Below are 10,937 nucleotides of genomic sequence, written 5' to 3'. Positions count from 1 at the left end.
CTCGTCCGGGCCGAGGACGCCGTCGGCCGCCGGGAGCCGGCCCGGTGCACGGCGCGTCCGCTCGGGAAGCGCCTCGCGCCACTGCTCGTCGTAGCGCTCGTCGTCGTCCTCGTACTCCCCCGGGGCTAGGGCGGGGGCGAGGACGCCGAGCCTGACGCCGAGCTGCCGCAGCCTCTGGGGAATGGCGTTCACGGGGGTCGCGGTGACGACCAGGAGACCGAAGACGGTCAGGAGCAGGAGCAGCGGGACGGCGAGCACCTCGCCCATCGCGAAGATGAGCGGCTTGGAGGCCACCCAGCCGATCAGGCCCCCCGCGTCCTGCATGGCGTCGGTCCCCTCCCCTCGGCCGGGCGATCCGCAGGCGATGTGGACCTGGCCCAGCACCCCGAGGACGAGGGCGGAGAGCCCGATGACGATACGGCCGTTGGCCTCGGGCCTCTCCGGATAGAGGATCAGGCGCACCGCGACGACACCCAGCAGTATCGGCGCGAGGAGATCGAGCCGGCCGAACGCCCCGGTGACGAGCATCTCGACCAGGTCGCCCACCGGGCCCTGCAGACGGGACCAGGTGCCCGCCGCCACGATCAGCGCGAGGCCGAGGAGCAGCAGCGCGAGGCCGTCCTTGCGGTGCGCGGGGTCGAGGCCCTTCGCGCCGCGCCCTATGGAGCGGAAGAGCGCGCCGACGCCGTGAGCCGTGCCGAGCCACACGGCGCGCACCAGGCGGTAGACACCTGTGGTAGGGGACGGCGCGGGCGCGGCCCGTTTCGCCGCCGCCTTCCTGGCGGGGGCCCTCCGAGCGGGCGCGGGCGCGATCTTCTTCGCGGCGGTCTTCTTCGCGGGCGCGGCGGTCTTCTTCGCCGGCCCAGGGGCACGACCGGCACGCTTCGCGGTGCCCGCCGTGCCCTGGGAACCCTTGCCGGACGTACGTGAGGCCATGTGACTGAGGTTACCGGTGTCGACGGCGGTGAACACGGTGCCTACCGCTTCACCCTTCCGTGTCGCCCTGTACGAGCCGGAACTGACACGCCCTCAGCTCCCCGCCGGGCATCCGCCGGGACGGGACGCCGGCGCCGAACGTCAGTGCTGCGAGGGCAGAGCCGACGCCGAGCCGCCCGTGCCGGGCTCCAGGGCGTCCAGTGCGCGGCGCAGCCCGGTGAGCTTGCGCTCGAGGTGCGCGGCGGTCGCGACGGCCGCGGCGTCCGCCGATTCGTCGTCGAGCTGCTTGGAGAGCGCCTCCGCCTGCTCCTCGACCGCGGCCAGGCGCGCGGAGAGCTCCGCGAGCAGCCCGGCGGGCTCCTTCTCCTCCACGCCCGGGTGCGTGCCGCCCTCGAGTTGCAGCCGCAGGAGCGCGGCCTGTTCCCGGAGCTGGCAGTTCTTCATGTAGAGCTCGACGAAGACGGAGACCTTGGCCCGCAGCACCCAGGGGTCGAAGGGCTTCGAGATGTAGTCCACGGCGCCCGCCGCGTAACCACGGAAGGTGTGATGGGGACCGTGGTTGATCGCGGTGAGGAAGATGATCGGGATGTCCCGGGTCCGCTCACGCCGCTTGATGTGCGCGGCCGTCTCGAATCCGTCCATCCCCGGCATCTGGACATCCAGCAGGATGACTGCGAAATCGTCCGTGAGCAGCGCTTTGAGCGCCTCCTCCCCTGACGATGCCCGTACCAGTGTCTGGTCCAGCGCGGAGAGGATGGCCTCCAGCGCCAGCAGATTCTCCGGCCGGTCATCGACCAGGAGGATCTTGGCCTTCTGCACCATGGCCCGCCCTCCTCGCCCCGGATTCGCACCGGGGGCCGCCCCAGGGGACGACTCCCTTACGCCGTCCGTCCTTGTGCCGGTCATGGTAGCCGCACCCCGCCCGTCGCCACACCCTGTCACCGCGATGTCACTGTGCACATAGGGAAAACGCGGTACGGGACCAGAAGGTTCCCCGGATCCGCGCTCTCACACCCCCGGAGCGGAGCGGACGGGCTTCCCGCGACGCCCCCCGCCGGCCGGTCACTCCCCGTTCATCCAGCGCTCCATCACCGACAGCAGGTGGTCCGAGTCGACGGGCTTCGTCACGTAGTCCGAGGCCCCGCAGTCGATCGCCTTCTCGCGGTCGCCCTTCATGGCCTTCGCGGTCAGGGCCACGATCGGCAGGCCGGCGAACTGGGGCATCCTGCGGATCGCCGAGGTCGTGGCGTAACCGTCCATCTCGGGCATCATGATGTCCATCAGAACGATCGTCACGTCGTCGTGCTGCTCCAGCACTTCGATACCCTCGCGGCCGTTCTCCGCGTACAGCACCGTCAGCCCGTGCTGCTCCAGCACACTGGTGAGGGCGAAGACGTTACGGATGTCGTCGTCGACGATCAGCACCTTCTCGCCGCGGAAGCGGAACGTCCTCCGGGGCTCCTGGTCCTCCTGGGCTCCCTGTACCCACTCCTCGGGGGCGGCGGCGGCCGGTTCCGCCGCTCCCGTACTCCCGTTCGCCAGGGCCGGCCGCTGCGCGGCCGTGCCCAGGGCCTTGCGCCTGCGCCGAAACACCCCGGCGGAGGCCCCCGGGTCGCCCAGCGGCAGATCCGTGCCCGAACGCCGGGAAGCCTCCAGGTACGGCGCCCCGGCGGACGCGCCCCGGGCCTCCGGCTGACCGGGGCCCGTCTGCGGGTACCCCTGGGGCGGCAGTTCGCTCGGGAGCAGCGGCAGGTACAGGGTGAACGTCGATCCTCGTCCCGGCTCGCTCGCGGCGTGGATCTCCCCACCCAGCAGCCGGGCGATCTCCCGGCTGATGGACAGGCCGAGGCCCGTGCCCCCGTACTTGCGGCTCGTCGTGCCGTCCGCCTGCTTGAACGCCTCGAAGATCACCAGCATCTTGCTGGACGCGATGCCGATCCCGGTGTCGGTGACCGAGAAGGCGATCAGGTCGCCGTCGGCCTCGCGCAGCGAACCGGCTTCCAGCAGATGCTCCCTGATGGAGTCGGGCACGTCCGCGCCGGCCGGCCGGATCACCAGCTCCACCGCACCGCTGTCGGTGAACTTCACGGCGTTCGACAGCAGGTTGCGCAGCACCTGGAGCAGCCGCTGTTCGTCCGTGTGCAACGTGGCGGGGAGCTCCGGGGACACCCGTACCGAGAAGTCGAGCCCCTTCTCCGCGGTGAGCGGCCGGAAGGTCGCCTCCACGTAGTCGACCAGCTGGACGAGGGCGATCCGGGTCGGGCTCACGTCCATCTTGCCCGCTTCGACCTTGGACAGGTCGAGGATGTCGTTGATCAGCTGGAGCAGGTCGGATCCCGCCCCGTGGATCGTCTCGGCGAACTCGACCTGCTTCGGCGACAGGTTGCCCTCGGCGTTGTCGGCGAGCAGCTTGGCCAGGATGAGCAGCGAGTTCAGCGGCGTCCGCAGCTCGTGCGACATGTTGGCCAGGAACTCCGACTTGTAGCGCATCGAGACCGCGAGCTGCTCGGCCCGCTCCTCGAGGACCTGCCGTGCCTCCTCGATCTCGGTGTTCTTCACCTCGATGTCGCGGTTCTGCTGCGCCAGCAGCTCGGCCTTCTCCTCCAGTTCGGCGTTGGATGCCTGGAGCGCCTTCTGCCGGTTCTCCAGCTCCTGGGAGCGGTCGCGCAGCTGCTCGGTGAGCTCCTGCGACTGCTCGAGGAGCTTCTCCGTCTTCGTGTTCACGCTGATCGTGTTGACGCTCGTCGCGATCATCTCGGCGAGCTGGTTGAGGAAGTCACGCTGGATGTGCGTGAACGGCTGGAACGAGGCGAGCTCGATGACGCCGAGGACCTTCCCCTCGAAGAGCACCGGCAGCACGATCACGTGGGCGGGCGGCGCCTCCCCCAGGCCGGAGGAGATCTTCAGGTACCCCGGCGGGACGTTGTCGACCTGGATCGTCCGCTTCTCCTCGGCCGCCGTGCCGATGAGCGTCTCCCCGGGGCGGAACGACGTCGGCATCGAGCCCGCCGAGTAGCCGTAACTGCCCCGCATGCGCAGCTCGTAGGAGCTGCCGTCGGCCCCGACCTCGTCGGTGTCGCCCGTGGTCATGGCAAGGAAGAAGGCTCCGTGCTGGGCCGAGACGACCGGGGTCAGCTCGCTCATGATCAGCGAGGCCACGTCGTCCAGGTCGCGGCGGCCCTGCATCAGGCCGGAGATCCGGGCGAGGTTGCCCTTGAGCCAGTCCTGCTCCTTGTTGGCGAGGGTGGTGTCCCGCAGGTTGGCGATCATCGTGTTGATGTTGTCCTGCAGCACCTGGATCTCGCCGGCCGCGTCGACGTCGATCTTGAGGTTCAGGTCGCCCCTGGTCACAGCGGTGGCGACGGCGGCGATGGCGCGCACCTGACGGGTCAGGTTCCCGGCCATCTCGTTCACCGACTCGGTGAGGTCACGCCACGTGCCGTCGACGTCCCGCACCCGGGCCTGCCCGCCCAGCTGGCCCTCGGTGCCCACCTCGCGGGCCACCCGGGTCACCTGCTCGGCGAAGGAGGAGAGCTGGTCGACCATGGTGTTGATCGTGTTCTTCAGCTCCAGGATCTCGCCCCGGGCGTCGATGTCGATCTTCTTCGTGAGGTCGCCCTTGGCGATGGCCGTGGTGACCGTCGCGATCTGACGGACCTGGCCGGTCAGGTTGGACGCCATGGAGTTCACGGACTCCGTCAGGTCCTTCCAGGTCCCCGAGACGCCCGGGACCCGCGCCTGGCCGCCCAGTTCCCCCTCGGTGCCCACCTCGCGGGCGACCCGGGTGACCTCGTCGGCGAACGACGAAAGGGTCGTCACCATCGTGTTCACGGTGTCGGCGAGCTCGGCGACCTCGCCCCGCGCCTCCACGGTGACCTTCTTCGTCAGATCGCCGTTGGCCACGGCGGACGAGACCCGGGAGATGTTGCGCACCTGGCTGGTGAGGTTGTTGGCCATCAGGTTGACGTTCTCGCTGAGGTCCTTCCAGATGCCCGTGGCCCCGCGCACCCTCGCCTGGCCGCCGAGAATGCCCTCGGTGCCCACCTCGCGGGCGACGCGCGTCACCTCGTCGGCGAAGTTCAGCAACTGGTCGACCATCGTGTTCACGGTCGTCACCAGTTCGAGGATCTCGCCCTTGGCGTCGACGGTGATCTTCTTGGACAGGTCCCCCTTGGCGACCGCCGTCGTCACCTCGGCGATGTTGCGCACCTGGAGGGTCAGGTTGTTCGCCATGCCGTTGACGGACTGGGTGAGGTCCTTCCACGTACCGGAGACGCCCTGCACCTCCGCCTGGCCGCCCAGCATGCCCTCCGTGCCCACCTCACGGGCGACCCTGGTCACCTGCTCGGCGAAGTTCGAGAGCTGGTCGACCATCGTGTTGAGGGTGTTCTTCAGCTCCAGGATCTCGCCCCGGGCGTCCACGTCGATCTTCTGCGAGAGGTCGCCCCGCGCGACCGCCGTCGCGACCTGCGCGATGTTGCGGACCTGTGCGGTGAGGTTGCCCGCCATGCCGTTCACGGAGTCGGTCAGATCGCGCCACACGCCGGCCACGCCGGGGACCTGCGCCTGGCCGCCGAGCCGTCCGTCCGTGCCCACCTCGCGCGCCACCCGGGTCACCTGGTCGGCGAAGGCGGACAGCTGGTCGACCATCGTGTTGATGGTGTTCTTCAGCTCCAGGATCTCGCCCCGGGCGTCCACGTCGATCTTCTGCGAGAGGTCGCCCCGCGCCACGGCCGTGGTCACCTGGGCGATCTGGCGCACCTGGGAGGTCAGGTTCCCCGCCATGAAGTTGACGGAGTCGGTGAGCTCCTTCCACGTACCGGACACACCGTCGACGCGGGCCTGGCCGCCGAGGCGGCCCTCCGTGCCCACGTCACGGGCCATGCGGGTCACCTGGTCGGCGAAGTTGGACAGCTGCGCCACCATCGTGTTGACGGTGTTCTTCAGCTCCAGCATCTCCCCGGCCACGTCGACGGTGACCTTCTGCGACAGGTCGCCGTTGGCGACCGCCGTGGTCACCTGCGCGATGTCCCGCACCTGCCCGGTCAGGTTGCGGAAGGCGGTGTTCACCGAGTCGGTGAGGTCCTTCCACGTGCCCGCCGCGCCCGGCACCTCCGCCTGACCGCCGAGGCGGCCCTCGACGCCGACCTCCCGGGCGACCCGGGTCACCTCCGAGCCGAATGACTGGAGCTGGTCCACCATCGTGTTGACGGTGTTCTTCAGCTCCAGCATCTCCCCGGCCACGTCGACGGTGACCTTCTGCGTCATGTCACCGCTGGCCACGGCCGTGGTGACCTGCGCGATGTCCCGCACCTGCGTCGTGAGGTTGCGGAAGACCGTGTTCACCGAGTCGGTGAGGTCCTTCCAGGTGCCCGCCGCCCCCGGCACCTGGGCCTGGCCGCCGAGCAGTCCCTCGCCGCCGACCTCGCTCGCCACCCGGGTGACCTCGTCCGCGAAGGTGCGCAGCGTCTCGGTCATCTGGTTGATCGTCTCGGCGAGCTGCGCGACCTCGCCGCGCGCGCTCACCGTGACCTTCTGGGTCAGGTCCCCGTTGGCGACCGCCGTCGTCACCTCGGCGATGCCGCGTACCTGGGAGGTGAGGTTCCCCGCCATCGTGTTGACGGAGTCGGTGAGGTCCTTCCAGACCCCCGCCACCCCGGGCACCGTCGCCTGGCCGCCCAGCTCCCCCTCCGTGCCCACCTCACGGGCGACGCGGGTCACCTCCGAGGAGAACGAGGACAGCTGGTCGACCATGGTGTTGACGGTGTTCTTCAGCTGCAGCATCTCGCCGGCCACATGCACGGTGACCTTCCGCGACAGGTCTCCCTTGGCCACCGCCGTCGTCACCAGGGCGATGTCGCGGACCTGGGCGGTGAGCCGGTAGGCCATCGTGTTGACGGAGTCCGTGAGGTCCTTCCACGACCCGGACATGCCGCGCACCTGGGCCTGACCGCCCAGCTTGCCCTCGGTACCCACCTCGACCGCCACCCGGGTCACCTGCTCGGTGAAGGCGGCGAGCTGGTCGACCAGGTTGTTGACCGTGCGGGCGACCTTCAGGAACTCCCCGCGCAGCGGCCTCACCGTCTCGTCGGACGTGTGCGACCGCAGCTCCATCCGCTGCTCGAGGTCGCCTTCGGCGACCGCGGAGAGCACTCGTCCGACCTCGGACACCGGTCGCGCCAGGTCGTCCACGAGTTCGTTGGAGGCGTCGATCGCGGCGGCCCAGGAGCCCTCGCAGGCGCCGGTCTCCAGCCGCTCGGTGAGCTTGCCCTCCCTGCCGACCATGCGCCGGACCCGGGCGAGCTCGCCCGTCAGGTGCAGGTTGCGGTCGGCCACCTCGTTGAAGACCGCGGCGATCTCCGTGAGCACGCCGCCACCCGAGACGGTCAGCCGCCTGCGGAAGTTGCCGTCGCGCATCGCCACGAGGGCCGCGAGCAGTCTGTTGAGAGCTGCCGCGTCCACGTCGATGGTCCCATTGCGCTGTTTCTTCACGGGCTGTCCGCCTCTTGTGCGCGTATCCGAACCCCGCGCCGCCACGCCAGACTCCACCGTGTCCCTCCCGCAGGGCTTGACCGTATCGCTCGGGTCGTCGTCGGAAGCTTGCCCACTTCCACTTCGGCCCACCGTCACAGCACACCGTCGACGGGTGACTATGCGGACGTCAAATCGTTGAAACGTACCAGGCGGGAACCGGACGGAGTGAAAAGTTCCATGGTTGCCTCATTCCCCTCACCCCGGCTCCCCGGTTCGTGCGCCCCGCGCACGACCGCGGGCCGTCCCGAGCACCCAAGTCCGCCCTCGTGTACACGCGACGTCGGCCGAGCGTCTAGCCTGGCAGGCGAATCGAAGCGGCGAGAAACGGGCACAGGACTCGGGGAAGCGACGAGACACCATATGGGGAGTGCTGTGATCACCGCGCGCGCGGCTGCCACCTTCGATCCGGTCGGACGCTCGGTCGCGACCGCCCGCGCATTCGTCCGCGACACCCTCCAGGGGTGGGGCTACACCGACGTGGTCGACGACGCCGTCGTCCTGACCAGCGAACTCGTCACCAACGCGGTCGTCCACGCGGGCACGGCCGCGGACGTCCTCTGCCTGCGGACCGAGGACGGCGTACGCGTCGAGGTCGCCGACCACTATCCGGAACGGGAGATCCCGCTCCAGAGCTCCGGCCCGGACTTCGGGAGCCCCGACCGGGAGGGCGGCCGGGGACTGCTTCTGTGCGCGGCTCTCGCCTCCCGCTGGGGCGTCGAGTACACCCCGGCGCACAAGCACGTGTGGTTCCAGCTCGATCTTCCCGAACGCCCCGTGGGCATCCGCTCCGCCGGTCCGGTCCTGCCGACGGCCCTGCTCCCGGTCACGGACGAGCGGGTGCGGGTGGCCGTCGTCCAGATCGACCGTTCCGGCTCCATCGCCGCGTGGAACGACGACGCCGGCTTCCTGTTCGGCCACGCCGCGGACCAGGTCACGGGCAAGCAGTTCACCGACTTCGTGGCCTGGCCGCACACCCCGGGGACGAACACCGGTATCGCGGACGCCCTCCAGCTCTCCCGCTGGGAGGGCAGCTACGGCCTGCGCGGCGCCGACGGCCGGGTCATCCCCGTGTACTCCTCGCACCTCAGGGTCCGCGACACCCAGGGCGAGCCGTCCACGGTCTGCCTCCTCGTCCGCGACTACGAGCGTGCGGTGATCCAGACCCCGGCCCGCGCCCCTGTCTCCGACGGTTCGGCCGAGAACCGCTCCACCGACCCCTTCGAGGTCTTCATCGGCTCCCCCGCCCCCGACGACCTGGACGGACTGCTCCAGCGCACCGTCGAGCGGGCGCGCGACATGCTCGACGCCGACTCCGCCTTCCTGCTCCTCGCCACCGACGACGAGACGGAGCTGGAGGTACGGGCGACGACCGGCCTGCCCTCGGCCCGCCAGCGTTTCGCGCGGGTCCCGGTGGAGGCCGGGACGGGCCGCTACGGCTCCGCCCGCATGCCCGCGGTGCACGAGGACCTCACGGCCGTCCCGGGCGCCGTACCGCTGCTCACGGACACCGGCATGCGCTCCGTCGTCACGGTGCCGCTGAAGGTGGAGGGCAGGCTGACGGGTTCCCTGGGCGTCGCGGCCGAGGCGGCCGGGCGGTACTCCAACGAGCAGGCGCTTCGGCTGCAGTTCGCCGCCGACCGCATCGCGCTGGCCGTCGAGTCGGCGCGGCTCGGGGAGCTGGAACGACTGCGCCGCGGATCGCTGTCCTTCCTGGTGGAGGCCTCCGACCTGCTCGCCGGCACGCTGGACAGGGACCAGACGCTGGCCCTGATGGCCCAGATGACGGTTCCCACCCTCGCGACCTGGTGCGCCGTCTACACCATCGCCGACCAGTCGTCGGAGCCGTTCCTCTCCTACGTGCTGCACGAGGACGAGGACCGGATCGACGGGCTCAAGGCGCTGCTGTCCTCGATCGACCCGCCGGAGCCGGTGCCGACGCCGGGTGCCCGCATCTGGCCGGCGCCGGCGGTCGCCGGCCACAAGGCAGCTCTGCACATGTCCACCCGCAGCCTCGGCCGGGACGCGCCTCTCAGTATGGGCACCGCGGCGCGCAACACGCTGGCCACCGCGGCCGCGGTGGGCGGTGAGACCGTCGTCCTGCCGCTGGTGGCGAGGAACCGCGTGATCGGCATGCTGACGCTCGGCAAGCCGTCGGACGACCATTTCCGCCAGGAGATCCTGGAGCTGGCCGAGGACCTGTCGCGCAGGGCCGCTCTCGCCCTCGACAACGCCCGCCTGTACTCGGAGCGCATGGCGATCAGCCAGTCCCTCCAGCGGAGTCTTCTGCCGCCCGGCCTGCCGGACGTGCCCAACGTGGAGATCGAGGTCATCTACCGCGCGGCGGGCGAGGGCAACGAGGTCGGCGGTGACTTCTACGACGTGTTCCCCATCCGCGACGGTGCGTACGGTTTCGCCATCGGCGACGTGTGCGGAACGGGCCCGGAGGCCGCGGCCGTCACCGGCCTGGCCCGGCACGCCCTGCGTCTGCTGGCCCGTGAGGGCTTCGGCGGTCCGGCGGTGCTGGAGCGGCTCAACGCGGCCATCCTGGACGAGGGGGCCCGCAGCCGCTTCCTGACCCTGCTGTACGGCGAGCTGTGGCCCCAGGACGACGGCAGCGCCCTCCTGAAGGTCGTCTGTGCTGGCCACCCGCTCCCGTTGCGGCTTCGTCAGGACGGCACCGTGGAGGCGGCGGCGGAGCCGCAGCCGCTGCTCGGTGTGATCGAGGACCTGGAACTGTACGAGGAGGAGGTCGTCCTCGAGCCCGGGGATGTGCTGCTCTGTGTCACCGACGGGGTCACCGAGCGCCGCGAGGGGACCCGGATGCTGGGGGACGACGGCCTGGCGGACGTGCTCACGATGTGCACGGGGTTGACGGCCGGCGCGGTGGCGGGTCGTATTCTGCGGGCGGTCGAGCGCTTCGCGGCGGAACCCGCCTCGGACGACATGGCCATTCTTGCCATGCGTGTCCCGGAGCCGCAGACCGTCTGAGAAGTCCGGACATGAGAAAGGCCCCCGCCTGAGGCGGGGGCCTTTCTTCTCAGCGAGCCCCAATGCGGAATCGAACCGCAGACCTTCTCCTTACCATGGAGACGCTCTACCGACTGAGCTATTGGGGCCTGTCGCCTTGCGGCAACGAGGTAAAGCATACCCTGCGCGCCGGGATGGTCGTAACCACTCGGGCCGACACTCCGCACGGACTTCCGAGCTGCGCCGACCGTGCTGAACGGTGCTCGCCGAGTCATGCGGGGGATGTGCGAGAGCCGGCGGCTTCGGCACACGTGACCCTCCCCCTCGGGCGCACGCGCATTTTCCGCCGGCCCCGGGGATCCTGAGTCCGCCGCGCACGACCCGTGGAACCGGACTCGGACGGGATCAGAACGCAGAAAAGCCCCGTGCCACAAGGGCACGGGGCTTTCCCGGAATAATTGTTCGGCGGCGTCCTACTCTCCCACAGGGTCCCCCCTGCA

General features: G+C 70.2%; 3 protein-coding genes, 1 tRNA gene and 1 pseudogene. 1 reads left to right on the top strand and 4 read right to left on the bottom strand.

The window, feature by feature from the left end; genetic code table 11:
* From ABZ371_RS21875 to ABZ371_RS21865, 3 genes and pseudogenes are all read right to left on the bottom strand, one after another.
* A pseudogene (locus ABZ371_RS21875) lies at positions 1-936 on the bottom strand (cell division protein FtsK); the annotation flags it as partial.
* A 141-nt stretch (positions 937-1,077) separates the two neighbouring features.
* The gene (locus ABZ371_RS21870) at positions 1,078-1,758 is read right to left on the bottom strand and encodes a response regulator (protein WP_358682246.1); all 681 of its coding nucleotides are present in this window, start codon (positions 1,756-1,758) and stop codon (positions 1,078-1,080) included.
* A gap of 240 nt (positions 1,759-1,998) precedes the next feature.
* Entirely contained in the window at positions 1,999-7,428 is a 5,430-nt protein-coding gene (locus tag ABZ371_RS21865; RefSeq protein ID WP_358682243.1) for a HAMP domain-containing protein, read from the bottom strand.
* Positions 7,429-7,830: 402 nt separating this feature from the next.
* Here ABZ371_RS21865 and ABZ371_RS21860 point away from each other — a divergent pair, with 402 nt between their 5' ends.
* Positions 7,831-10,458 carry a SpoIIE family protein phosphatase gene (locus tag ABZ371_RS21860; protein WP_358682240.1) on the top strand — a complete coding sequence of 876 codons (2,628 nt, stop codon included), beginning with the start codon at positions 7,831-7,833 and terminating at the stop codon, positions 10,456-10,458.
* 55 nt (positions 10,459-10,513) lie between these two features.
* Here ABZ371_RS21860 and ABZ371_RS21855 read toward each other — a convergent pair.
* Positions 10,514-10,586 (bottom strand) — tRNA-Thr (locus ABZ371_RS21855).
* Positions 10,587-10,937 lie beyond the last annotated feature (351 nt).

The organism is Streptomyces sp. NPDC005899 (assembly GCF_040629645.1).
Lineage (GTDB): Bacteria > Actinomycetota > Actinomycetes > Streptomycetales > Streptomycetaceae > Streptomyces.
Note: the sequence above shows the minus strand (reverse complement) of the source record. Positions and strands in the feature narration are given on the sequence as shown.

What these genes read in the sequence shown, in the direction of transcription:
- ABZ371_RS21870 (WP_358682246.1), bottom strand. Translation starts at nt 1,758, where the DNA reads ATGGTGCAGAAGGCCAAGATCCTCCTGGTCGATGACCGGCCGGAGAAT.
- ABZ371_RS21860 (WP_358682240.1), top strand. Translation starts at nt 7,831, where the DNA reads ATGGGGAGTGCTGTGATCACCGCGCGCGCGGCTGCCACCTTCGATCCG.